This is a genomic window from Bradyrhizobium sp. Ai1a-2, from assembly GCF_000426245.1.
Classification (GTDB): Bacteria; Pseudomonadota; Alphaproteobacteria; order Rhizobiales; family Xanthobacteraceae; genus Bradyrhizobium.
This window is the reverse complement of record NZ_AUEZ01000046.1, coordinates 32909-58217: the sequence shown is the minus strand read 5'-3', so window position 1 is coordinate 58217 and position 25309 is coordinate 32909. Positions and strand designations below refer to the sequence as shown.

Genomic DNA, 25309 nt, shown 5'->3' with positions numbered 1-25309 from the left:
TGTGTGGGTCGTTCTTTCTTCCTTCACAGTGTGGTCTTGCTGATGCCATCTGCCGCGAACAAATTTTCGCAACTATCGGTGCTGCAGAATTGTTGCGCAGTGATGGCCTCGCCATACGAAACATCGATCATCGTCCCTCACGGAATCGTGTGCGGGGCGGTGTCCTAAGAAAATTCACCTTACTGCTCAACAGGTTTGCAGGCGCTCATGGACAATCTTTCAGGATACGCGCACCGCCCCTTTCCCTTTGTGCTGCGCTATCTGCGGCGGCGGCCCGCATCACACGCCGTGATATTGGGGTGCGTTCTCGGTGCGGTTGCCTGCTCGGTGGGCACGCAATACGGGGTGAAGAACCTGGTCGACAGCCTGTCGGGCGGTCCGGCCAAGGCCAGCGGCGTATGGCTGGCATTCGTTCTGCTCATGTCCCTGATCGCGGCAGATAATTTTCTGTGGCGGATCGCAAGCTGGATCGCGAGCTACGCCTTCGTGGGCGTCACCGGCGACCTCCGCCGCGATCTGTTCCGCCACCTCACAGGCCACGCGCCGAGCTATTTCAGCGACCGCCTGCCGGGCATGCTGACCAGCCGCATCACCGCGACCTCGAACGCGGTCTACACGGTCGAGAACATGTTTGTCTGGAACGTGCTGCCACCCTGCGTCGCCACCTTCGCGGCGATCGCGCTGATAGCGACCGTGAGCGCGACGATGTCGGCGGTGCTGATCGTCATTGCGGGAACCATGGTGTTCGGGATGTTCCGGATGGCGGCCGCCGGCCGGCCGCTGCACGATGATTTTGCCAACAAGGCCGCCGCCGTGGATGGCGAGATGGTTGACGTGATCAACAACATGCCGCTGGTGCGCGCGTTCTGCGGACTGAGCTTCGAGCACGCCCGGTTCGATGCCACCGTGAACCGGGAACTGACCGCCCGCGGACGCAGCCTGCGCTATCTCGAAAAGCTGCGGCTCACCCATGCGGGGGTGACCGTGGTCCTCACCATCTGCATGCTGGCCTGGGCGATCAACCTTTGGCAGCAGGGCACCGCCACCACCGGCGACGTGGTGCTGGTCTGCACGCTCGGGATCTGCATCCTGAGCGCGACGCGCGATCTGGCCGTGGCGCTGGTCGATGCCACCCAGCATGTCGCCCGCCTGATGGAGGCGCTTGCGACGCTGCTCGTGCCGCACGAACTGAAGGATCACCCGGAGGCCGAGCCGCTGATGAAGAGCGGAGCCGCAATCGCCTTCAACAACATCTCGTTCCAGTATCCCGGCGGCATGCAGGTGTTCGACAAGTTCAGCCTGCGTATCCAGCCTGGCCAACGGGTCGGGCTGGTCGGGCAATCCGGCGGCGGCAAATCGACGCTGTTCACGCTGTTGCAGCGCTTCTACGACGTGGAGCGCGGCAGCATCACCATTGACGGCCAGGATATTTCGCGGGTCACCCAGCAGAGCCTGCGCGAAGCGATCTCGGTGGTGCCGCAGGACATCTCGCTATTCCACCGCTCGATCCTGGAAAACATCCGCTACGGACGGCCGAACGCCACCGATGACGAGGTGCTGCGCGCGGCCATCGCGGCGCGCTGCGACTTCATCGAGAATTTGCCGGAGGGCATGGACACCATCGTCGGCGATCGCGGCATCAAAGTGTCGGGCGGCCAGCGCCAGCGCATCGCAATCGCCCGTGCGTTCTTGAAAGACGCGCCGATCCTTCTGCTCGATGAAGCGACTGCGGCGCTTGACAGCGAGTCCGAGGAGGCCATACGTGAAGCGTTGTCGCGCTTGATGCGCGGGCGCACTGTGGTCGCGATCGCCCATCGTCTGGCCACGCTGCGCAGCTTCGATCGCGTGGTCGTGCTGCAGGGCGGCCGCATTGTCGAGGACGGGCCGCCCGATATCCTCGTGCAGGGCAGGGGGCCATACCGCGAACTGGTCGTGCGCGAAATGGGCCGCCTCGCCACTCAGGCGGCCTAATCCACGGTAGTTGCGTATTAGTCGGCGTCCATCGCAACCCGAGAGAGAAGCGCTCGAGGTCTAAATGGCAGCGGAGATCGTTACGCAAATTTCGACCACGCGCGTCGTCGAGCAAATCGCGGAATCGCCTTTCTACATTCCGATGACCGGTCCCGCCGCGAGGCCGCGGCGGTCGCTCAAGCATGACGACACTTTCATCGTGCTCGACAGCCATGGCGACATCGGCGCTTCCGCCGGTGGCCCCGATGGCCTGTTCAACGCCGATACGCGCTACCTCGCGCGGCTGGAAATGGTGCTCGACGACGTGCAGCCGCTGCTGCTCGGGTCGAACATGCGCGACGACAATTCGGCGCTGACCGTCGATCTCACCAATTCGGATGTCTATCGCAACGGCCGGCTGATGCTGCAGAAGGATACGCTGCACATCGTGCGCTCGATCTTCCTGTGGCGCGGCACCGCCTATCAGCGCATCGGCCTGCAAAATCACGGCGATCGGCTGGCGAGCTTCGATCTCACCTTGCTGTTCGACAATGATTTCGCCGATCTGTTCGAAGTGCGCGGCGAGCGCCGGCCGCGGCGCGGCATCGGCTCAAGCAGATTGCTCGGCCCGACCGACGTCGTGCTCGAATACGTCGGACTGGACGAACAGTCACGGGTCACGGCGCTGCATTTCGATCCCAAGCCGACGCGGCTGGCGGTCAATGCCGCGACCTATCATTTCGAACTGGCGCCGAAGGCGGTCACCTCGCTCTTCATCGCGGTGTCCTGCAACAAGCCGATCATGCACAAGCCGGTGCCGTTCTTCCGCGGCCTGCTCGCGCATCGCCGCGAGATGCGGCGCTCGACGGCAGGGGCCGGGACCATCGAGACCTCGAACAACATCTTCAACGAGGTGCTGTGCCAGGCGATGGCCGACCTCAACATGCTGATGACGGAGACGCCGCAGGGCCGCTATCCCTATGCGGGCATCCCCTGGTACTCCACGACTTTCGGCCGCGATGGATTGATCACCGCGCTGCAGATGCTGTGGATCGATCCGCGCATCGCGAAAGGGGTGTTGAAGCGGCTCGCGTTCTTCCAGGCCAAGAGCGTCGATCCGCTTTCCGATGCGGAGCCAGGAAAGATCCTGCATGAGATGCGCGGCGGCGAAATGGCGGCGCTGCGCGAGGTGCCGTTCGCGCAATATTACGGCAGCGTCGACTCGACGCCGCTGTTCGTGCTGCTGGCCGGCCATTACTTCGAGCGCACCGGCGACGCAGCGACGCTTGCGGAACTCTGGCCTTCGATCGAGGCGGCGCTGCAATGGATCGACGGCCCCGGCGATCCCGATGGCGACGGGTTCATCGAATATCAGCGCGCGACCGAGCAGGGCCTCGCCAACCAGGGCTGGAAGGATTCCTTCGACGCCATCTTCCATGCCGACGGCAGGCTGGCGGAAGGCTACATCGCGCTCTGCGAAGTGCAGGGTTATGTGTTCGCGGCCAAGCGGCTGCTGGCCAGGGTAGCGCGCCAGCTCGGCTATGCCGAGAGGGCGGATAAGCTCGACAAGGAGGCCGAGACGCTGCGCCAGCGCTTCGAGGACGCCTTCTGGTGCGAGGAACTCGGGACCTATGCGCTGGCGCTCGACGGCAAGAAGGAACCGTGCCGGGTGCGGACCTCGAATGCCGGCCAGCTCCTGTTCACGGGCATCGTCCGGGAAGACCGCGCGCGGCTGGTCGCAGCCGACCTGATGAGCCAGAGCTTCTTTTCGGGCTGGGGCATCCGCACGGTCGGCAGGAACGAGGTCCGTTACAATCCGATGTCCTATCACGACGGCTCGATCTGGCCGCACGACAATGCCTTGATCGCGCTCGGTTTCGCGCGCTACGGGCTGAAGCATTCGGTGGCGCATCTGTTCAAGGGCCTGTTCGACGCCGCCAGCTACATGGATTTGCGGCGGCTGCCCGAATTGTTCTGTGGGTTCCAGCGCGAACGGCGGCGCGGGCCGGTGCTCTATCCGGTAGCCTGTGCGCCGCAGGCTTGGGCGAGCGCGACCCCCTTCACGCTGGTGGAGGCGGCTCTGGGGCTCGAATTCGACGCCGCGCGCGGCGAGATCAGGCTGCGCGATCCGCGCTTGCCGGAATTCCTAAATGAGGCGATCCTGCGCGACCTGCAGCTCGGCGCCTCCAGCGTCGACCTGAGAGTCCGCCGCCATGATGGCGAAGTGTCGCTGGAAGTGTTGCGTACACGCGGTCAAATCCAGGTGTCGATCGTGCTGACGCATTGAATGTCGGCCAAATGTCTACCTTCTTTCCTGGTTTGGAGGCCCCCAATGTGGGCGAGCATGGTGATGACAATTATTGCTGCGGCCTTTGCCGCAATTGCGGCCGCACAAGCGGCCGATGATCCGGCGGCACCGCCGCCGGCCAAACCCCCGGCTGCGCAAAAGGAACCGGCGCCTCCGCCCTCGGTGACGGTGATCGGCGCCAGGGATGCGCATGGCATTCTCGGGCGCGACGTGCGCAGCGCCGCCAATGAGGACATGGGACGGATCGTCGACGTCATCGTCGATCGCGAGGGCACCGTGCGCGCCGCCGTGATCGACTTCGGCGGCTTCCTCGGTGTCGGCAGCCGCAAGATCGTCGTTGACTGGAACGCGCTGCATTTCGGCAAGGTCGCCAACAAGAGCGACAGTATCACGCTCGAACTGACCAAGGAGCAGGTGAGCGCGGCGCCGGAATACAAGGAGGATACGCCCCTCATCGTGCTCGGCGCTGCCGGCAGTTTGCGTCCATGGCAATATGACCATTAAAGTCGGAGATACATTGATCGCTCGTCCCTCCTCGTTAACGGACAGGATTGGCGGCGATCGCAGGCGGTCGACGGCGGACGATCACGGCGCCCCGCTGGTGCCGGAGTTGCCGAGTCCAGAGCCGTCGCGCCAACCTTCATCCCAGAGCCAGCGCGGCCTCGACTGGTTCATCTTCTTCCTGGCCGACGTGCAGACCGGGTTCGGCCCGTTCGTGGCGGTCTATCTGACCACGCAGAAATGGACCCAGGTCGAGATCGGCTTCGTGCTCTCGATCGGCGGCATCATCGCGTTGCTGGGGCAGATGCCGGGCGGCGCCATCGTCGATGCGGCGCGCTCCGAAAAAATGGTCGCCGGGCTCGCGGTCGCGACCATCGGCTGCGCCGCGCTGGCCTATGCGGTGTGGCCGATCTTCCCGATCGTGGTGGCGGCGGCGACCCTGCACGCGCTCGCAAGCTGCGTGCTCGGCCCGGCGATCGCGGCGATCAGCCTCGGCCTGGTGGGGCCGTTCGCGATCAGCGAGCGGCTCGGGCGCAATGCCCGTTTCGCTTCGCTCGGCAATGGCTCGGCGGCAGCACTGATGGGCGCCGCCGGTTACCTGGTCTCGAGCCGCTCCGTGTTCCTGGTCACCTTCATCCTGGCGATGCCGACCTTGATCGCGCTGTCGCGGATCCGCGAGAAGGAGATCGACGTCGCGCAGGCCCATGGTGCGGTCGTGCGCGAGGTGCCCGACAAGAAAGCGACCAGCGTGCTCGCTTTGTGCAGCAAGCGGGCATTGCTGATCTTCGCCGTCAGCATGCTCCTGTTCCAGCTCGCGAACGCGGCGATGCTGCCGCTGATGGCGGGCGTGGTGACGATGCGATCCAGCCAGTGGGCGCCGGTCCTGATCGCGGCCTGCATCATTGTGCCGCAGGCGATCGTGGCGCTTGCTTCACCTTCAGTCGGGCGCAAGGCGCAGGCCTGGGGCCGGCGTCCCTTGCTGCTGCTGGCCTTCGGCGCGCTCGTGATCCGCGGCGTGCTGTTTGCGACAGTGCACGATCCCTATCTGCTGGTGGCCGTGCAGATCTTCGACGGCATTACTGCGGCCGTGTTCAGCGTCATGGTGCCCCTGATCGTGGCCGACGTCGCCTTCGGCAGCGGGCATTTCAACCTGGCGCAGGGCATCGTCGGCACCGCGGTCGGGATCGGCGCATCGCTAAGCACGGTGATCGCCGGCTATGTCAGCGACAAGTTCGGCAGCAATATCGCTTTCCTGGGCCTCGCGGGCATCGCCGCGCTCGGCCTCCTGATGATCCTGCTGATCATGCCCGAGACGCGACGAACGGCGCCAGCGTGACTCCCGTAGCCCGGGTGAAGCGCAGCGTAACCCGGGACCGCTGGTGAACTATGGATGCAGGGGCTCCCGGGTTGCGCTTCGCTTCACCCGGGCTACGAGATGACCTGCGGCAGTGCCAGCTTGCGATAGAGCGCTCCGTACAGGGCGGCCGAGATGCTCCAGCTGAAGCTCCGCGCCATGGCGCTGCGGCGCATGGTGTCGAGCCGGTCCTTGACGACGAACGCATCGAACGCCCGGCGCACGCCGCCGAGGAAGGATGCCGCCGACGGCTGTGCGAACAGAAATCCGGTCTCGCCGTCCTTGATGGTCTCGGCCAGCCCGCCGGTCTGGTGGCCGATCGGCAGTGAGCCGAAACGCTGCGCATACATCTGGCTGAGGCCGCAGGGCTCGAAGCGCGACGGCATCAGCGTGAAATCGCTGCCGGCAAAGATCCTCCGCGCCTGCGCGTCGTTGAAGCCGATCGCGACCCCGATCGCGTCCGGCCGCCGCCGGTGCGCCTCCACCAGCGCCTGCTCGATCGCGGGCTCGCCGGAGCCGGTAACGACGATCTGTCCGCCGGCCGCGACGATCTCGTCGGCCGCAGACAGCACGAGGTCGACGCCCTTCTGGTGCACGAGGCGGGCGACCAGGCCGAACATCGGTCCGCGGGAGACGGCAAGGCCGAACTGCTTGCGGACGTAATCCGCATTGGCCTGCTTGCCGACCCAGTCACCGGCGCTGAACTGCTGCGCAAGCTTGGCGTCAAAGCGCGGGTCCCAGCTCTCGTCGATGCCGTTGAGGATGCCGGTGAGCTGCGCGGCGTTGGAGCGGATGCGGAGCAGGCCCTCGAGCCCGCAGCCGAGCTCCGGCGTCGTGATCTCCTTGGCATAGGTCGCGCTGACGGTCGTCAGATGCGAGGCATAGACGATGCCGCCCTTGAGGAAGGACAGCTTGTCGTAGAATTCGAGTCCGTCGATGTGGAAGGAGTTTTCCGGCGCGCCAATCCGCCGCAACGACTCCTTCGGGAAGAGCCCCTGATAGGCGAGGTTGTGGATGGTCAGGATCGACGGGATGCGCGCGCCGCGCCAGGCCAGATAGGCCGGCGCCAGTGCAGCCTGCCAGTCATTGGCGTGGACGAGGTCGGCTGCCCAATTCTTGTCCAGACTGCCTGCGGCGAGTTCTGCCGCGGCGGACGCGAAGCGACCGAAGCGGATGTCGTTGTCCGGCCAGTCGCATCCACTCTCATCGCCGTAAGGGTTGCCCGGCCGGTCGTAGAGGTGAGGACAGAGCACGACGTAGACCGGCATGCCGTCGCGAGTCGCGGCGCGGCCGATCGTGCATGCCGGCATCTCCGCAAGCGGCGCGCATTCGCCAACGATTTCAATATGAGTGAGTTGCTCGACCACGTCCCTATATCCGGGAAGCATGATCCGGACATCGCTCAGGGGACGCAGGGCTCGGGGAAGGGCGGCGGAAACAGCGGCAAGGCCGCCGACGCGGACGAAATCGTCCATCTCAGTGGTGATGAATAAGACCCTCAAAAAAAGCGCCTCGCTCCAACCTGTAAACGACTATGCAAAAATGGGTCCAGTTTGCCTTTGACCAAAATCAAAGGGCCCGCCCAGTCCGGTCTGGATCAGACGCTTCCCTGTAGAAGCCGCTCCACCTTCTTTGGGCATGATCCTTTCGGAAAACCGGTTTCCACTTTTCCGGATCATGCTCTAGGTTCGCGCCGCGCCGACAACAGGTGCGGCCGAAGGAGCTTTGCGAATGACGATAGTCGAGAACGATGAGGGCTATTTGACAAAGAGCCTTGATGGCCTTCGCGTGCTTGATTTTTCGACCACGATCGCCGGCCCTCATTGCACGCGCATGCTTGCCGACCTCGGAGCGGAAGTCATCAAGATCGAGCCTGCGGAAGGCGAGATGATGCGTACCCGCCCGCCGGTGCGCAACCGTTGCTCTACTGCTTTCGGCCAGCTCAATGTCGGCAAGAAGAGCCTGACGCTTGACCTGAAGTCGGCGGAAGGAGCGGAGGTGGTCCGCCGACTCGTTCCGACCGCCGACATCCTGGTCGAGAACTTCCGCCCGGGCGTGATGCAGCGGCTGAGGCTCGATTATGCCAGCCTGCGCGGGCTCAACCCGCGCCTGATCTACTGCTCGATCTCCGGCTACGGCCAGACCGGGCCGTCGGCCGGCTTGCCCGCCTATGCCCCGGTCATCCACGCCGCCTCCGGCTACGACATGGCGCATCTGGCCTACCAGGCCGGGCGGAGCAGGCCCGACTATTGCGGCATCTACACTGCCGACGTGCTGAGCGGCGTCTATGCGTTCGGCGCGATCGGAGCGGCGCTGCATCAGCGGCACCACAGCGGGGAGGGCCAGCACATCGACGTCTCCATGCTCGAAGCGATGCTGAGCCTGACCTTGAATGAGGTGCAGTGGGCGCAGTTCAAGGTGCAGCCGACGGCGCGGCCGATGTTCGGCCCGGTTGAGACCTCCGACGGCTACGTCATGGTGGCGATCGCCAGCGAGAAGACGTTTCAGAGCCTGATGCAGGTGATCGGCCGTCCCGAATGGGTGAGCGATCCACGATTCGCCAAATATTCCGACCGCCGGGAAAACTGGGCGGCCTTGATGGATGGCGTCGAGGATTGGTCGCGCCGGGTGACGACGGAGCAATGCCTCGCCGCGCTCAATGAGAAGGGCGTGCCGTCATCCGCCTATCGCACGGTGGAGCAGGCGCTGGCCGATCCGCAGCTTGCGCATCGCGGCGCCCTGGCCGAGGTCGAGGACGGCGGCGGGACCTTCAAGGTGGTCAACCTGCCGTTCCGGATGTCCGGCGCGAAGGTTGCAGCCGTAAAGCGAGTCTCGACGCTCGGCGAGCACACCCGCGGCTATCTCAAGGAGGCGGGTCTGTCCGAAGCGGAGATTGCCGCATTCGCCGGCTAGCGGATGATGCGCATTTGAACCGGGCCGCGCGTTCCTTCACCTCTCCCGCTTGCGGGGGAGGTCGGCGCGAAGCGCCGGGTGGGGGCTCTCTCCACACGATCGGACAGCATGAATCGTGGAGACACCCCCACCCCAGCCCTCCCCCGCAAGCGGGAGAGGGAGCGCAGCATCCATTGCAACGCCTAAGGTTTGTCTCGCGTCGGCAGACGTGGCAATGTTGCCGTAACAACAAAGAATGTTGGGAGAACAAGGATGAAGAGTTTCCAGGTTGCCGAGTTCAACGCCCCCTTGAAGGAAGTCGACCAGCCGACGCCGGAGCCGACCGGGACGCAGGTGCTGATCAAGGTGAAAGCGGCCGGCATCTGTCACAGCGATCTGCATATCTGGGAAGGCGGCTACGATCTCGGCCACGGGCGCAAGCCGCTGTCGCTGAAGGATCGCGGCGTCTCGCTGCCGCGCACGATGGGGCATGAGACCGTCGGCGAGGTGGTGGCGTTCGGGCCGGACGTGAAACCGGGCGACACCGGCGGCCTCAAGGCCGGCGACGTCGCGCTGGTCTATCCCTGGCTCGGCTGCGGCAAATGTCCGACCTGCCTTGCCGGCGATGAGAATATGTGCGCGGTCAAGCCGAACTCGCTCGGCGTCTATTGCGACGGCGGCTACGCCGATCACATGCTGGTGCCGCATCCAAAGTACCTTCTGACCCTCAAGGGGCTCGATCCCGTCACCACCGCGCCCTACGCCTGCTCGGGCGTGACCACCTACAGCGCGCTGAAGAAGGTCGAGTTCGCTTTTGATTCGCCGATCGTGATCATCGGCGCCGGCGGCCTCGGCCTGATGGCGGTGTCGCTGCTGAAGGCGATGGGCGGCAAGGGTGCTATTGTCGTCGATATCGACGCGCGCAAGCGCGAAGCGGCGGAAGCCGCCGGCGCGCTCGGCACCGTCGACGGCAAGGCGCCCGATGCGCTGGAGCAATTGGCGAAGAAGGCGGGCGGGCCGATCCGCGCGGTGATCGACCTCGTCGGCAATGCCCAGACCACGCAGCTTGGCTTCGACTGCCTCGCCAAGGGCGGCAAGCTCGTGATCGTCGGCCTGTTCGGCGGCGGCGCGACCTTTGCGCTGCCGCTGATCCCGATCAAGGCGATCACGATCCAGGGCAGCTATGTCGGCAACCTCCGCGAGACGCAGGAACTGCTCGACCTGGTCCGGACCAAGAAGATCGCGCCGATCCCGGTGACGACCGTTCCGCTCGCCAAGGCCTATGACTCCCTGCTCGAATTGCAGAAGGGCAAGCTGGTTGGCCGCGCCGTGCTGACGCCGTAGGGCGCGTCCGCGCCTCTACCGTCATTGCGAGGACCGATAGCGACGAAGCAATCCATGGCTCCGCAAGCGGTGAGATGGATTGCTTCCGCCTTCGCCCGTGGGGCTACGACGGACAAGTCGCTCCGCTCGCAATGACGGATCACCTATCGCACCCTTCCGCTGGCAAGAGGCAACCCATGTCCGCAAACGACGCACTCCATATCGCCGTGCTCGGCGGCGACGGCATCGGTCCGGAGGTGATGGCGCCGGCACTCGAGGTGTTGCGCAAGATCGAGGCCACGACGGAGCTCAGGTTCCGCTTCACCGAGGCGCCCGCGGGCGCCAACCATTATAGAGAGAGCGGCACCTCGATGCCGGAATCGACGGTTCGGCTATGCGAGGAGGCGGATGCCATCCTGCTCGGCGCCTGCGGCCTGCCGTCGGTGCGCTACCCCGATAACACCGAGATCGCGCCACAGATCGAATTGCGCTTCCATTTCGATCTCTATGCCGGCGTGCGGCCGGCGCGGCTGATTCCTGGCGTGCCAAGCCCGATCGTCGGCGCGGAGCAGCGCGGCATCGATCTCGTCGTGATCAGGGAATCGACCGAGGGCCTGTTCGCCTCGATGGGCAAGGGCGTCGTCACCGAGGATGAGGCGCGCGAGACCATGGTCATCACACGCAGGACCTCCGAGCGCCTGTTCGAGTTCTCATTCCGCCTCGCCGAACGCCGCAAGGCGCGCGGCCGCGTTGGCGGCGGGCTGACCTGCGTCGACAAGGCGAATGTGTTCAAGGCCTTCGCGTTCTTCCGCGGGATCTTTGACGAGACGGCAAAGCGGCATCCGGATGTCAGGGCCGATCACCTCTATATCGATGCCTGCTCGGCGCTATTGGTGAAGCGTCCCTGGGATTTCGACGTCATGGTGACGGAGAACATGTTCGGCGACATCCTCTCCGATCTTGCTGCCGGCCTGATCGGCGGCATGGGCATGGCGCCGTCGGCTGACATCGGCGACCGCTACGCGGTGTTTCAGCCCTGCCACGGCACTGCGCCCGATATCATGGGGCAGGGCAAGGCCAATCCAACTGCGATGATCCTCTCGGTCGCGATGATGCTGGACTGGCTTGCCGACAAGCATGGGCTGGAGAGCGCGGCGGAAGCCGGTGAGCGAATCGAGCGCGCCGTCGACAAGGCCTATGCCGGCGGCATCAAGCCGACCGAATTCGGCGGCAGCAACGGCACCGCCGACATCGCCAAGGCTGTGCTGGCGCTGCTCTAGAGCATTTTCTGTTCTGATTGAATCAGAACCGAAGCTCTAGATTGTTGTTTGACGCGTTTTCTTCACGCGAACCGGTGTCCACTTCGCTCAAAAACGCTCTAAATCGCTTTCCCCGGCGCCGGTGATCGCGCGACCAATTGTCGCTCCCCCGAGTCAATGCCTGGAACAAACGCGCCGCTGCGCATCGCATCGGGCCACAGCCTCAAAAGCAAAAAGCGCCGCCATCTCGATGGCAGCGCTTTAGCAAAGCCTCGATCCGAACCAACGCATAGTCCGGTGCAACGTTATGCCACGGTTCGACGCGCTTGCGCGGATCGATGCGGTCCGCGCCACGAAACGAAGAAAGGTTGAATGCTCAGCCTTCGTTCGCGGCGATCGATTCCATCAAGGACACCAGCTGGCGCTGAACCGTCTGGTCCTTGATCTTGCTGTAGGCTCGCAGCAACCTGAGGCTGAAAGCACTGTCCAGGAACAGGAGGCTTTCGACCTCGCGCGACTTGTTGTCGCCGTCGTAGAAGAACGTGACAGGCACGTCGAGCGCGGAAGCGATCTGCTGAAGGCGAGCAGCGCCAACGCGGTTCACGCCCTTCTCGTACTTCTGGACCTGCTGGAAGCTGACGCCGAGCTTTTCGCCCAGCTCAGCTTGCGAGATCTTCTGCTCCACACGCCGCAGGCGAATCCGCTTGCCCAACTCAATGTCGGGCTTGCCGGCACTGCGCTGCTTCATCTTCTTTGCTGCTGATCTGTTCATTCTGGTTACCCGTCCTTCAAATCGGGAGGCCCTGCGCAGATTGGTCAGGGATTCGTCCATACTTCCATACTTCCGCTTTAACATTGTCCGGATCGTGAGTTCGTCTTGCGAACCACGGCATTCCAAGCAGACTGCGAATGGTAGCCAAACGCCACGCGCTTTGGAAGTATCCGGGTACCGGCGCCTTCAGACTACCTAAAGTCGTCAACGCCCGGGATAACTTGCGCTATCCCGCAATATACATTTGGCAAAATATTGGACAAACCACAACTACTACGGGTTGGATCGACACAGATTTTGAGTGCATGCTTACTACCTCCCCCGTGCATACGTAGTCCTACACCCCGTACTTGTACGGGACCTGAACGGCTCGGATCTCGCCAAAAATTGACAGCGGACGTAGCCACGTGGCGCATCCCTCCCGCGCGCTACGCGCATTAGAAGGAAAACAGACGAACAATCACCCGCTGGACAATTTCGCAAAATTTCTGGATCATCTATAGGTTCACGCGCCCGACCACCCGCAGACCTTTGTGGAGAGGCTCATGAAGCGAAGAACTGAAACGCCACGGATCTATCTCGCAAGTTCGGGAGCACTCGAAATGCCGGTTGCCCATACCGAAGAACGGTTGCTCTCACTGCTTGCGACGCTAGAGGAGTGCAGGGACTTCCTCTCGGACAAGGCAAGTCCGGAAACAGCGCGCTTGCTGTCGCTGGCAATCCTTGAACTCAGGATGGAACTGCATCAGGTGACCGACGCCGAGCTCAAGGCGCTGTGCGATCTGATGACTCCGGAAGAGCGACCGCCGCAGGAAGTGCGGTCGGTCTCCGGCAGGCCGCTGCCGCCTTACCTGAAACTGGTCAAATAGCGCGGCCGGCGCGAGCGCCAAGCTGCGCTTCGCTCTACAGCGTGATGACTTTTCTTCGAATCGTCATCCGGCTTTAGCTGTTTGTTTGAGCATGATCTTTTTCGGAAAGCCGGTGCTCGCTTTTCCGGGTCATGCTCTAGCCCGCCGTCACGTCGACCAGTTCGGCACCGTCGAGGACGCGGCGGGCCTTCTCGCGGTCGAGATCGCCTTCCCACGCCGCCACCACGACTGTCGCAACGCAGTTGCCGATCAGGTTGCCAAGCGCGCGGGCCATGCCGATGAACCAGTCGACCGACAGCACCAGCACGAGGCCGATGGCGGGAATGGACGGCACAGCGTTCAGCGTCGCCGCCAGGATCACGATCGCCGAGCCTGGCACGCCGTGCGCGCCCTTCGAGGTGATCAGCGAGACGCCGAGCACCAGCAACAGATCCCCGAACGACAGCGGCGTGTTGGTGGCCTGCGCGATGAACACCACCGCCAGGGTGAGATAGATCGAAAAGGCGTCGAGGTTGAATGAATAACCGGTCGGGATCACGAGCCCGACGACGGAGTCCTTGACGCCCAATCGCTCCAGCTTGCGCATGATCTGCGGCAGCACCGCATCGGACGAGGCGGTGGCCAGCACGATGGTCAATTCCTCGCGCAGGTAGCCCAGGAATTTGAGGAGGTTGATGCCGGCCAGGGCCATGACGCCGCCGAGCACGCCGAACACGAAGATCGCGACCGAGACGTAGAACAGCGCGACCAGCGAGACCAGTTGCTTGAGCGAGCCTACGCCGTATTTGCCGACCGTATAGGCCACCGCGCCGAGCACGCCGAGCGGCGCCACGCGCACGATCAGTCCCATCGCGCGGAACAGCACCGCCGACACCGCGTCGATCAGGGAGGTGACCTTCTCGCCCTTTTCGCCGCCGACCAGCGCCAGGCTGACGCCGAAGATCACCGCAAAGAACAGCACCTGCAGCACGTCGTTGCGCGAGAGCGCATCGAAGGAGGTGGACGGAATGACGTTCAGGAGGAAAGCGCCGATACCGCCGCCCTGCAGCTTGTGGGCGTTGTCGGCATAGGTGTTGAGCGCCTTGGCATCGAGCGTTGCAGCGTCGATGTTCATGCCATGGCCGGGCCCGAACAGATAGGCGAGCAGGAGGCCGACGACGAGCGCGATCGTCGTCATCACCTCGAAATAGATCAGCGCCTTGACGCCGACGCGGCCGACCTTCTTGAGGTCGCCGGCACCGGCAATGCCGTGCACGACCACGCAGAACACGATCGGCGCCACGATCATCGAGATCAGCTTGAGGAATGCGTCGCTGAAGATCTTCAGCCCGATCGCGAAGTCGGGGGCTGCCACGCCGAGCGCGATACCGAGCAGCAACGCGGCAAGCACCTGGACGAAAAGGGATGTGTAGAGCGGCTTGCGGGTTTCGGTGGCTGCTGTTGCGGCGATGCTCGACATGGTCTGCTCCGATGGGGTTCGCCCATGCGTAGCAACTTGCGTGCCAAGCACGCGTCATGACGATTCGCGCGCCGTCGAAGTTCCGCGGCGCGTCTTGCGATACGCCGCGGAACAATACGGAAGAGCGCTTTCGAGCGAAGTGGACACCGGTTCGCGTGAAGAAAACGCGTCAAAAGAAGGATCTAAAGATTGCTGTCGGTGATCGCCGCGTACACCATGGTGCGCAGCTCGCGCCGGAGCGGGTAGGCGCTGGAGGGCAGCACCTGCGTCATGAAGATCGCGATCAGCTCCTCGGCCGGGTCGATCCAGAACGACGTGGTTGCAGCGCCGCCCCAATTGTATTCGCCGGGGCTGCCGGCGAGCAGGGTCTGCGCCGGGGTCATGGTCACTGCAAAGCCGAGGCCGAAGCCGATGCCGTTATAGCCCGCCTCCGAGAACAGCGAGCGCGACATCGTCGGCAGGTCGACATTGCCGGGCAGGTGGCTCGACGTCATCAGCTTCAGGGTCTTCGGTCCGATCAGCCGCACGCCACCGAGTTCGCCGCCATTGAGCAGCGCGCGGCAGAAGGTGAGATAGTCGGCCGCTGTCGAGCACAATCCGCCGCCGCCGGAGATCAGCGAGGGCGGCGACAGGAACGAGCTGGTGGCCGGGTCATCCTGCAGCGTCAGCCCGCCTTTGCGCTCAGTCGGATGGAAGGTGATGCCGCCCTGCGGGTCTGCGGAATAGCAGGCGGCGAAGCGATGGGCTTTCTCCGCCGGGACGAAGAAATCGGTATCGTTCATGCCGAGCGGATTGAAGATGCGCTGCTTCAGGAACTGCTCGAACGGGATGCCGCTGATCTTGCCCACGAGATAGCCGAGCACGTCGGTGGCGACAGAATAATTCCAGGCCTCGCCCGGCGAGAACTCCAGCGGGATTTTTGCCAGATCCTCGATCATGCTGTCGAGCGTACCGGCCTTGACGACGTCGCCGATCTTGTTCTCGCGATAGGCGGCATCGACGTTGGAGCGCTGCATGAAGCCGTAGGTGAGTCCAGAAGTGTGCCGCAGCAGGTCGACGATCTGCATCGGCCGTGACGGCGGCTTGGTCAGGAACGCCGGCGCGGTGCCGGCCTGGAACACACCGAGGTTCTTCCATTCCGGGATATATTTGTGGACCGGGTCGTCGAGCGCCACGAGGCCTTCCTCGACCAGCATCATGAAGGCGACCGAGGTGATCGGCTTGGTCATGGAATAGATACGGAAGATGGTGTCGTCCTTGACCGGCACCTTCCGCTCGACATCCGCAAAGCCCTGCACGGTCGAATGCACGATCTTGCCGCGGCGATAGATCAGGAGCTGGGTGCCCGGAAACCGGCCGGCCTCGATGTAGCGCCGCTTCAGGTGGTCTTCGAGGCGATCGAGCGCCGCTTGCGACATGCCGGCGGATTCGGGGGAAGCGGGGGTGGGGGCAAGCATCGCTCTTCTCCGGTTGTGAGGCGGGCCTTGATAGCCGAAAAGTGTCCCATGTTCCAATCACCTGGCGCTTACGCCGCAGTGGGCCATCGTGTAGGCTGAAGCCAAGCGATGCCGATTTCGCAGGGATGGAAGCAATGCCGCAATTCAACGACACCGAGCTGACCGCTGCCGTCATCCAGAGCTTCGAGGAAACGCCAAGCCCGCGGGCCAAATTCCTGCTTCAGGAGTTGGTGAAGTCGCTGCACGACTATGTCCGCCGCACCGACCTCACCTTCGAGGAATGGGAATATGCGATCGATTTCCTGACCCGCACCGGCCACAAATGCACCGATATCCGCCAGGAATTCATCCTGCTCTCCGACGTGCTTGGCGTCTCCATGCTGGTCGATGCGGTCAACCACCGCGATCGCGATGGGGCCACCGAGACCACGGTGCTCGGTCCGTTCTATGTCGGCGAGCACAAGGTGACGCCTGATGGCACCGACATCTCGTCGACGCTGCCGGGCGAGCGGCTTTACGTGCAGGCGCGCGTCACCGATCTCGACGGCAAGCCGGTCGCGGGCGCACCGGTCGACGTCTGGCACGCCGATGATGATGGCTTCTACGATTCACAGAAGGCGAGCTATGCGACGCAAGGCCCGTCGTCGCGGGCGCGCTTCATCACCGGCGATGATGGCCGCTTCCATTTCCGCACCATCCTGCCCTGCAGCTATCCGATCCCGACCGATGGCCCGGTCGGCGAGATGATCATGCAGACACGGCGCCATCCAATGCGGCCCGCGCACATCCATTTCCTGGTCGCGGCGAAGGGCTATGAGCCGCTGATCACCCACGTCTTCATGGAGGGCGACAAATATCTCGACTCCGACGTGGTGTTCGGCGTCAAGGACGAGCTGGTCGCGAAGATCGAGAAGCGCACCGATCCGGTCATGCCCGACGGCACGAAGACGAGCGAGCCGTGGCACCTGATGACCTACGACTTCCGCATCAAGCCAGGCGAGGGAACGCCGCCGGCGCCGCTCGGCGTCAAGGCCGAGAAGGTCTCTGAAGACGCCTAGGGGGACGTGTAGCCCGGGTGGAGCGCAGCGAAACCCGGGATCACTCGTAACCACGCGTGCAGGCGTCCCCGGGTTGCGCTCCGCTCCACCCGGGCTACGGCTCAAGCAGGGCCTGCTCAATTCTTGTGCGGCGCACAAGGATTGAGCGAATCGCAAAATTTGGCGGCGGAACCGGGCGAGCCGCGCTGACCGATGCAACTCGCAACCCATTATATTTCTTAGAATTTTTCCAACGTCGCGGCTTGGCACGAAGCTTGAATAGCTATGTTGCGACGCCATTGAAGCCGTCCCTCGAAACCAATCATCCGAATTGTGACACCGCCAGACTGGGGCCTCCCCAGGACGTGACCCCGTGCGCTTTCGGGGCGGCGCCACAAAGCGGACGGGCATGCAGACGCAAAGGACATTTGCACCCATGACGAAGCCGACCAACGAGACCTCCCGTGGCGTCAGCCGCCGCCAGATCCTGAAGGCGGCAAGCGGAACGGCCGCATTGCTGGCCGCGGCGAGATTGAATTTCCCGGCCGGCGCGTTCGCGCAAGGCGCGGGTCCCGAGGTGAAGGGCGCCAAGCTCGGCTTCATCGCGCTCAGTGACGCCGGCCCGCTGTTCGTGGCCAAGGACAAGGGCATGTTCGCCAAATACGGCATGCCCGATGTCGACGTGCAGAAGCAGGCCTCATGGGGCACGACGCGCGACAATCTCGTGCTCGGCTCTGAGGGCAACGGTATCGACGGCGCGCATATCCTCACCCCGATGCCTTACCTGATCTCGGCTGGCAAGGTGACGCAGAACAACCAGCCGACGCCGATGTACATCCTGGCGCGGCTCAACCTCGACAGTCAGTGCATCTCGGTCGCCGCCGAATACGCCGATCTCAAGCTCGGCGTCGACGCCACGCCGTTCAAGGCGGCGCTGGAAAAGAAGAAAGCTTCCGGCAAGGCCGTGAAGGCGGCCATGACCTTCCCAGGCGGCACCCATGATCTCTGGATTCGCTATTGGCTCGCGGCCGGTGGCATCGATCCGGACAAGGACATCGAGACCATCGTTGTCCCGCCGCCGCAGATGGTCGCCAATATGAAGGTCGGCACCATGGATTGCTTTTGCGTCGGCGAGCCCTGGAATCTGCAGTTGATCCACCAGCGCATCGGCTACACCGCCGTCACGACCGGGGAAATATGGAATAAGCATCCGGAAAAGTCGTTCGGCATGCGCGCCGCTTTCGTCGACAAATATCCGAAAGCCGCCAAGGCGCTGCTGATGGCAGTGATGGAAGCTCAGCAATGGTCCGACAAGGCGGAGAACAAGCAGGAACTCGCCTCGATCATGGGCAAGCGGCAATGGATGAATTGCCCCGTCGAGGACGTCTATGATCGCAGCGCGGGCAAGTTCGACTACGGCATCCCCGGCAAGGTGGTCGAGAACTCGCCGCACATCATGAAGTACTGGCGCGACTTCGCGTCCTATCCGTTCCAGAGTCACGATCTCTGGTTCCTCACCGAAGACATCCGCTGGGGCAAATATGAAGCGGGCTTCGACACCAAGGCGCTGATCGCCAAGGTCAATCGCGAAGATATGTGGCGCGAGGCGGCCAAGGAAATGGGCGTGCCCGCGTCCGAAATTCCGACCTCGACCTCGCGCGGCAAGGAGACCTTCTTCGACGGCAAGGTGTTCGATCCCGAGAATCCGTCGGCCTATCTGAAGTCGCTGTCCATCAAGCGTGTTGACGTCTGATCCGAGCGGGCCAGCGCGCATCCGCGCGTGGCCTGCCATCTGAACACGGAGAGAGATTTTCGATGTCTATGCCTGCAGTGAAAACCGACGCCGCGATGACGGCGCTTCCGGTCGCGTCCGCACCGGTCGTGACCATGACGCCGAAGCGTGCGCCGCAGTCCGAGAAGTATATCAAAATGGCGAGGGAGGCTGCGGTGCGCGTGGTGCCGCCGCTGATCGTCGTCGCGCTCCTGCTCGTGGTCTGGGAACTGATCTGCCGGCGCGCCGGCTCGGCACTGCCGCCGCCCTCGCGCGTGTTCAGCGATACCAGGGAACTGATCTTCGATCCGTTCTTCGATCATGGCGGCATCGACAAGGGTCTGTTCTGGCACCTGTCGGCGAGCCTGCAGCGCGTCGCCTACGGCTATTCGATCGCAGCGATCGTCGGCATTGCGCTCGGCACATTGGTCGGACAATCGGTCTGGGCGATGCGCGGGCTTGATCCATTGTTCCAGGTGCTGCGCACGATTCCGCCGCTCGCCTGGCTGCCGCTGTCGCTCGCCGCCTTCCGCGACGGTCATCCGTCGGCGATCTTCGTGATCTTCATCACCTCGGTGTGGCCGATCATCATCAACACCGCGGTCGGCATCCGCAACATCCCGCAGGATTACCGCAACGTCGCCGCGGTCGTGCAGCTCAATCCGCTCGAGTTCTTCACCAAAATCATGATCCCGGCGGCCGCGCCATATATGTTCACCGGTCTTCGCATCGGCATCGGCCTGTCGTGGCTGGCGATCGTTGCGGCGGAAATGCTGATCGGCGGCGTCGGCATCGGCTTCTTCATCTGGGATGCCTGGAATTCCTCGCACATCAGCGAAATCATCCTGGCGCTGTTCTATGTCGGCATCATCGGCTTCGTGCTCGACCGCCTGATCGCGGGACTCGCGAAGATCGTGACCCGCGGCACCGCCGTGAACTGAGGGGAAATGTCATGCAGGCCTATCTGAAGCTCGACCACATCGACAAGACCTTCACCCGCGGCAATGCCACCACCGAGGTTCTGAAGGACATCAACCTGACGATCGACAAGGGCGAGTACGTCTCGATCATCGGCCATTCCGGCTGCGGCAAGTCCACGCTGCTCAACATCGTGGCTGGCCTCACCGGCGCCACGCGTGGCGGCGTGCTGCTCGAGAACCGCGAAGTCAACTCGCCGGGGCCGGATCGCGCCGTCGTGTTCCAGAACCACAGCCTGCTGCCGTGGCTGACGGTCTACGAGAACGTCAAGCTCGGTGTCGACAAGGTGTTCGCCAGGACCAAGACGCGGGCTGAGCGCGATGCCTGGGTGATGCACAATCTCAACCTCGTGCAGATGGCGCATGCCAAGGACAAGCGCCCCAACGAAATCTCCGGCGGCATGAAGCAGCGCGTCGGCATCGCGCGGGCGCTCGCCATGGAGCCGAAGGTGCTGCTGCTCGACGAGCCCTTTGGCGCGCTCGACGCGCTCACCCGTGCGCATCTGCAAGATTCCGTGATGGCCCTGCACCAGAAGCTCGGCAACACCATTTTGATGATCACCCATGACGTCGACGAGGCGGTGCTGTTGTCGGACCGCATCGTCATGATGACCAACGGTCCGAGCGCACGGATCGGTGAAGTGCTGGAAGTGCCGCTGGCGCGGCCGCGCAAGCGGCTCGAGCTCGCGACCAATCCGGGCTACCTCAAATGCCGGCAGCGCGTGCTGGAATTCCTCTACGAGCGGCATCGCTTCGTCGAGGCGGCGTAGTCCGCAGTCGTCATTGGCGGGCTGGAGCGCGAAGCGCGTCTTCGCACAAATCACCCGGCAATCCATCGAAGGCGGAAGATTCTTTGCGATGGATGCGCGGGTCAAACCCGCACATGACGAGTGGAGATGGAGAAAGCAATGACACCGGAGCAGGTCAAACTGGTGCAGGAGAGTTTCTCGAAAGTTGCGCCGATCTCCGAGCAGGCCGCGATGATCTTCTACGATCGCCTGTTCGAGGTCGCGCCGACGGTGAGGGCGATGTTTCCGGACGACATGAGCGAGCAGCGCAAGAAACTGATGGCGGTTCTGGCTGTGGTGGTGAACGGCCTCAGCAATCTGCAAGCCGTGCTGCCCGCCGCAAGCGCGCTCGCCAAGCGGCATGTGAGCTACGGGACCAAGCCGGAGCACTATCCGGTTGTCGGTGGCGCGCTGTTGTGGACCTTGGAGAAAGGGCTCGGCGACGCCTGGACGTCGGAAGTCGCCGAAGCCTGGATCGCGGCCTATGGCACGTTGTCCGGCTACATGATTTCGGAAGCCTACGGCGGCACTCAGGCCGCCAACTAGAGGAAGTGCCGTGAGCGAACCGCTGGTCATTGTCGGCAACGGGATGGCGGCCGCGCGCCTGGTCGACGAATTGTCGAAGGTGGCGCTCGGACGCTACGCCATCGCCGTGATCGGCAGCGAGCCACGGCTGGCCTATAACCGCGTGCTGCTGTCCTCGGTCCTTGCCGGCGAGACCACGTCGCAGGATATCGAGCTGCAGCCGGCCTCGTGGTGGCGCGACCGCGGCGTCACGCTGAAATATGGCTGCATCGCCACCGAGATCGATGTCGGCCGCCGCGAGCTGAAGATCGAAGGCGAGGAGAGCATCGCCTTCTCGAAGCTGGTCTTGACCACCGGCTCGTCGGCGCTGCGGCTCAACGTGCCCGGCGCCGATCTCGCCGGCGTGCACACGTTTCGCGACAGCCGCGATGTCGACCTCTTGCTCGCGCTCGCCGCGCGCAAGACGCGCGTGGTCGTGATCGGCGGCGGATTGCTCGGGCTTGAAGCGGCCTATGGGCTTGCAAAGGCCGGCGCGCCGGTGACGCTGGTGCACCTGATGGACCGGCTGATGGAGCGCCAGCTCGATGCTCCGGCAGGCGCGCTCCTGAAATCGCTGGTCGAGCAGAAGGGCATCGAGATCCTGCTCGAGGCCAGCACAGCGCGCATCCATGGCGAAAGCCGCGTCGAAGGCGTCGAGCTTGCGGATGGACGCCTGATCAAGGCGGACGCGGTGATCTTTGCCGCCGGCATCCGGCCCAACATCGCGTTGGCAAAGGAAGCCGGCATTGCCGTCAATCGCGGCATCGTGGTTGACGATTGCTTACAGACCGCTGCGGAAGGCGTGTTTGCGATCGGCGAATGCGCCGAACATCGGGGCATCTGCTATGGCCTGGTCGAGCCCGCCTATGAGCAGGCGCGGGTGCTGGCGCGGCATCTTGCCGGCCAGGATGTCGCCTATGGCGGCAGCATCGTCGCAACCAATTTGAAAGTGTCCGGTGTCAGCGTGTTTTCCGCCGGCGATTTCATGGGCGCCGAAGGCAGCGAGAGCATCGTGTTCAGCGACGTTAACCACGGTACCTACAAGAAGCTGGTGATTGCAGACGGGCGGCTGACCGGTGCGGTCCTGATCGGCGACACGTCAGATGCGCTCTGGTATCTCGACCTGATCCGCAGCGGGAGGCCGATTGCCAAGATCCGCGGCGACATGATGTTCGGCCGTTCGCTGGCGGAGGCGGCATGACCGCCGATCCAGCGCTTCACACCGTCAAGACCTCCTGCGCCTATTGCGGCGTCGGCTGCGGCGTGCTGGCGACGCCGGACGGCAAGGGCGGCGCCGCGATCGCGGGCGATCCCGATCATCCCGCCAATTTCGGCCGGCTTTGCTCGAAGGGCTCCGCGCTCGGCGAAACACTCGGGCTGTCGAACCGGCTGCTTCATCCGATGATCCGCTGCGACAAGGGGATGGAGCGCATCGCCTGGAGCGACGCGCTCGACCATGTTGCGCACCGCTTCAAGCACATCATCGCGCGCGATGGCCCCGGCGCGGTCGCGTTCTATCTCTCCGGGCAGTTGCTGACGGAGGATTACTACGTCGCCAACAAGCTGATGAAGGGCTTCATCGGCAGCGCCAATGTCGACACCAATTCGCGGCTGTGCATGTCGTCCTCCGTGGCCGGCCATCGCCGTGCCTTTGGCGCCGACACTGTGCCCGGCTGTTACGAGGATCTCGAACAGGCTGACCTCCTGGTGCTGGTCGGCTCCAACGCCGCCTGGTGCCATCCGGTGCTGTTCCAGCGCATGCTCGCCAACAAGCAGCAGCGCGGCGCGCGCATTGTGGTGATCGATCCGCGCCGCACCGATACATCAGAAGATGCCGACCTGTTCCTCGGCCTGAAGCCCGGCACCGACACCGCGCTGTTCTGCGGCCTGCTGGTGCATCTCACTGATGCCGGCGCGCTCGATCAAACCTATATCGACCACTACACGAGCGGCTTCGACGAGGCGCTGGCCCGCGCCCGCGGCATGGCCGGCAGCGCCGCCGCGACGGCGCTCGCCACCGGCCTCTCGGAGCAGGACGTCGCCGCGTTCTTCAAGATGTTCGCCAACACGCCCCGCGTGGTGACCCTGTATTCGCAGGGCGTCAACCAGTCGGCGCAGGGCACCGACAAGGTCAACGCCATCCTCAACTGCCACCTCGCCACGGGCCGCATCGGCAAGGTCGGCGCGTCGCCGTTCTCGCTGACGGGACAGCCAAATGCGATGGGCGGGCGCGAAGTCGGCGGTCTCGCCAACCAGCTCGCCGCCCACATGGCATTCACGCCGCCGGATATCGACCGCGTCCGCCGGTTCTGGAAGGCGCCGCGCATCGCCACCCATGAGGGCCTGAAAGCGGTGCAGATGTTCGAGGCGATCAGGCGCGGCGAGATCAAGGCGTTGTGGGTGATGGGCACCAACCCGGCGGTTTCGCTTCCGGATGCCGATGCCGCGCGCGAAGCGTTGAAGAAGCTCGAATTATTGGTGGTGTCGGAGAATGTCCGCTCCAACGACACCGTCGATGCCGGGGTGCATGTGCTGTTGCCGGCGCAGGCCTGGGGCGAGAAATCCGGGACAGTGACCAATTCCGAGCGCCGCATCTCGCGCCAGCGCGCGTTCCTCGAGTCTCCTGGCGAAGCGCAGCCGGACTGGTGGATCCTTTGCGAGGTCGCAAGGCGGCTCGGTTTCGGTTCCGCCTTCGACTTCAAGTCCGCCGCGGACATCTTCCGCGAGCACGCGGCGCTGTCGGCGTTCGAGAACAATGGCATCAGAGATTTCGATATCGGCGCGCTGACGTCGTTGTCGGACGATGCTTTTGACGCGATGGCGCCGGTGCAATGGCCAATGCGACAGGATGCGTCGCCGCAGCAGCGCTTCTTCGCCGAAGGCGGCTTCTTCGCCAACGATCGCAAGGCGCGCTTCGTCGCGCCGGAGATTCCGGCGCTGCGGACCGAGACGACGCCAGCGCGGCCGTTGCGCCTCAACACCGGTCGCATCCGCGACCAGTGGCACACGATGACGCGCACCGGCGAGAGCCCGAGGCTCGGCCAGCATCTGCCCGAGCCGTTCGTGGAGGTTCACCCTGATGATGCGCTGCGCTACGGCGTTGCCGACGGCAGTTTTGCCCGCGTCACCACCGATTACGGGCAATGCACGCTCCGCGTCGTCGTCAGCGAGCGCCAGCAGCGCGGCATGCTGTTCGCACCGATCCATTGGAGCGAGGCCACCGCGACCGGCGCCCGCGTCGGATCGCTGGTTGCGCCCTTCACCGATCCGTTCTCCGGCCAGCCCGAGAACAAGGCGACGCCGGCCTCGATCGCGCCGTACGAATATGTGTTCCGCGGCTTCGCGCTGTCGCGCCAGCCGCTGCAATTGCCTGTTCATGCCTGGGTCGCGCGCGTTGCGGTCAATGGCGGCCACGGCTATCTGTTCGCTGACAACGCCGACCTGTTGGGCTGGCAGCTCTGGCTCAGGATGAGCACCGAGGGCGATCTCGCCGAATACAAGGATTTCGGCGGCGGCATCTACCGCGGCGCCTCCTTCAAGGACGACCATATCGAGACCTGCCTGTTCATCGGCCCCGCTGATGATGCCGGCGACTGGAACGTGGTGAAAAGCCTGTTTGTCGCCGATGCGCTCAGCGATGCGCAACGCCGCATGCTGCTGTCGGGCAAATCGGCAGACGGCCTTGCCAATGCCGGCCCGGTCGTCTGCGCCTGCTTCGACGTTGGCCGTGCCACGATCTGCGATGCGATCGCCGGCGGCGCGCGTTCGCCGGCAGAGATCGGCGCGAAGCTCAAGGCCGGCACCAATTGCGGCTCCTGCATCCCGGAATTGAAGCGGCTGATCGCGCAGACGGGAGCGTCCAGCCCAGATCAACATCCGTTGGCAGTTGCGAACTAACTCTCTTCACGTCATTGCGAGCAGCGAAGCGACGAAGCAATCCATGCTTCAGCAGGTGGCAGCATGGATTGCTTCGCTCCGCTCGCAATGACGGTGGGGAGGCAATCGACGCCGACTTCGATGTCCTCTAT

General features: G+C 63.9%; 19 protein-coding genes. 15 read left to right on the top strand and 4 right to left on the bottom strand.

The window, feature by feature from the left end:
- Positions 1 to 207 precede the first annotated feature (207 nt).
- The 4 genes from K288_RS0126205 to K288_RS46590 all read left to right on the top strand — a co-directional run bounded on the left by K288_RS0126205 (position 208) and on the right by K288_RS46590 (position 6095).
- Complete coding sequence (locus K288_RS0126205) at positions 208 to 1971, top strand: ABC transporter ATP-binding protein (protein WP_027582240.1); 1764 nt, start codon at positions 208 to 210, stop codon at positions 1969 to 1971.
- Between the two features lie 64 nt (positions 1972 to 2035).
- Positions 2036 to 4237: an amylo-alpha-1,6-glucosidase gene (locus tag K288_RS0126200; protein WP_027582239.1), complete on the top strand. Its 2202-nt coding sequence runs from the start codon at positions 2036 to 2038 to the stop codon at positions 4235 to 4237.
- A gap of 57 nt (positions 4238 to 4294) precedes the next feature.
- A complete protein-coding gene (locus K288_RS0126195; protein ID WP_027582238.1) occupies positions 4295 to 4762 on the top strand; it encodes a PRC-barrel domain-containing protein in 468 nt (155 codons plus the stop codon).
- 97 nt (positions 4763 to 4859) lie between these two features.
- Complete coding sequence (locus K288_RS46590; RefSeq protein ID WP_043160737.1) at positions 4860 to 6095, top strand: MFS transporter; 1236 nt, start codon at positions 4860 to 4862, stop codon at positions 6093 to 6095.
- Positions 6096 to 6187: 92 nt separating this feature from the next.
- On the opposite strand, the gene glgA is transcribed toward K288_RS46590, so the two are convergent.
- Positions 6188 to 7615, bottom strand: coding sequence for a glycogen synthase GlgA (gene glgA / locus K288_RS0126185; RefSeq protein ID WP_043160729.1), 1428 nt, complete (start codon positions 7613 to 7615; stop codon positions 6188 to 6190).
- Positions 7616 to 7844: 229 nt separating this feature from the next.
- On the opposite strand from glgA, the gene K288_RS0126180 reads away from it, so the two are divergent.
- The 3 genes from K288_RS0126180 to K288_RS0126170 all read left to right on the top strand — a co-directional run bounded on the left by K288_RS0126180 (position 7845) and on the right by K288_RS0126170 (position 11608).
- Complete coding sequence (locus tag K288_RS0126180) at positions 7845 to 9026, top strand: CoA transferase (protein ID WP_027582236.1); 1182 nt, start codon at positions 7845 to 7847, stop codon at positions 9024 to 9026.
- A 252-nt stretch (positions 9027 to 9278) separates the two neighbouring features.
- On the top strand, positions 9279 to 10349 hold the full coding sequence (locus K288_RS0126175; protein ID WP_027582235.1) for an alcohol dehydrogenase: 1071 nt from the start codon (positions 9279 to 9281) through the stop codon (positions 10347 to 10349).
- Positions 10350 to 10525: 176 nt separating this feature from the next.
- On the top strand, positions 10526 to 11608 hold the full coding sequence (locus tag K288_RS0126170; protein WP_027582234.1) for an isocitrate/isopropylmalate dehydrogenase family protein: 1083 nt from the start codon (positions 10526 to 10528) through the stop codon (positions 11606 to 11608).
- A gap of 355 nt (positions 11609 to 11963) precedes the next feature.
- Here K288_RS0126170 and K288_RS0126165 read toward each other — a convergent pair whose 3' ends face one another.
- Positions 11964 to 12359 carry a helix-turn-helix transcriptional regulator gene (locus tag K288_RS0126165; protein WP_130581961.1) on the bottom strand — a complete coding sequence of 132 codons (396 nt, stop codon included), beginning with the start codon at positions 12357 to 12359 and terminating at the stop codon, positions 11964 to 11966.
- Positions 12360 to 12904: 545 nt separating this feature from the next.
- Between K288_RS0126165 and K288_RS0126160 the strand changes: the two genes are divergently transcribed.
- Positions 12905 to 13228, top strand: a complete 324-nt coding sequence (locus tag K288_RS0126160) for a hypothetical protein (protein ID WP_152535676.1) — start codon at positions 12905 to 12907, stop codon at positions 13226 to 13228.
- Between the two features lie 136 nt (positions 13229 to 13364).
- Here the strand turns inward: K288_RS0126160 and K288_RS0126155 are convergent, their stop codons facing one another.
- Both K288_RS0126155 and K288_RS0126150 read right to left on the bottom strand, forming a co-directional pair.
- Complete coding sequence (locus tag K288_RS0126155) at positions 13365 to 14687, bottom strand: dicarboxylate/amino acid:cation symporter (RefSeq protein WP_027582231.1); 1323 nt, start codon at positions 14685 to 14687, stop codon at positions 13365 to 13367.
- A 182-nt stretch (positions 14688 to 14869) separates the two neighbouring features.
- Positions 14870 to 16144 carry a serine hydrolase domain-containing protein gene (locus tag K288_RS0126150; RefSeq protein WP_027582230.1) on the bottom strand — a complete coding sequence of 425 codons (1275 nt, stop codon included), beginning with the start codon at positions 16142 to 16144 and terminating at the stop codon, positions 14870 to 14872.
- A 134-nt stretch (positions 16145 to 16278) separates the two neighbouring features.
- On the opposite strand from K288_RS0126150, the gene K288_RS0126145 reads away from it, so the two are divergent.
- The 7 genes from K288_RS0126145 to K288_RS0126115 all read left to right on the top strand — a co-directional run bounded on the left by K288_RS0126145 (position 16279) and on the right by K288_RS0126115 (position 25178).
- Positions 16279 to 17202 (top strand): intradiol ring-cleavage dioxygenase, encoded by a 924-nt coding sequence (locus K288_RS0126145; RefSeq protein WP_027582229.1) that lies wholly within the window; start codon positions 16279 to 16281, stop codon positions 17200 to 17202.
- Positions 17203 to 17617: 415 nt separating this feature from the next.
- Positions 17618 to 18934: a CmpA/NrtA family ABC transporter substrate-binding protein gene (locus K288_RS0126140; RefSeq protein ID WP_027582228.1), complete on the top strand. Its 1317-nt coding sequence runs from the start codon at positions 17618 to 17620 to the stop codon at positions 18932 to 18934.
- Between the two features lie 62 nt (positions 18935 to 18996).
- Positions 18997 to 19893, top strand: coding sequence for a nitrate ABC transporter permease (ntrB, locus tag K288_RS0126135; protein WP_027582227.1), 897 nt, complete (start codon positions 18997 to 18999; stop codon positions 19891 to 19893).
- Positions 19894 to 19904: 11 nt separating this feature from the next.
- Positions 19905 to 20699: an ABC transporter ATP-binding protein gene (locus K288_RS0126130; RefSeq protein WP_027582226.1), complete on the top strand. Its 795-nt coding sequence runs from the start codon at positions 19905 to 19907 to the stop codon at positions 20697 to 20699.
- A 138-nt stretch (positions 20700 to 20837) separates the two neighbouring features.
- Positions 20838 to 21263, top strand: a complete 426-nt coding sequence (locus K288_RS0126125) for a globin family protein (protein WP_027582225.1) — start codon at positions 20838 to 20840, stop codon at positions 21261 to 21263.
- A 10-nt stretch (positions 21264 to 21273) separates the two neighbouring features.
- Positions 21274 to 22482, top strand: coding sequence for an FAD-dependent oxidoreductase (locus K288_RS46585; RefSeq protein WP_051334728.1), 1209 nt, complete (start codon positions 21274 to 21276; stop codon positions 22480 to 22482).
- Complete coding sequence (locus tag K288_RS0126115) at positions 22479 to 25178, top strand: nitrate reductase (protein WP_027582224.1); 2700 nt, start codon at positions 22479 to 22481, stop codon at positions 25176 to 25178. Before K288_RS46585 ends, K288_RS0126115 begins: the two co-directional genes overlap by 4 nt.
- The last annotated feature ends 131 nt before the right edge of the window (positions 25179 to 25309 follow it).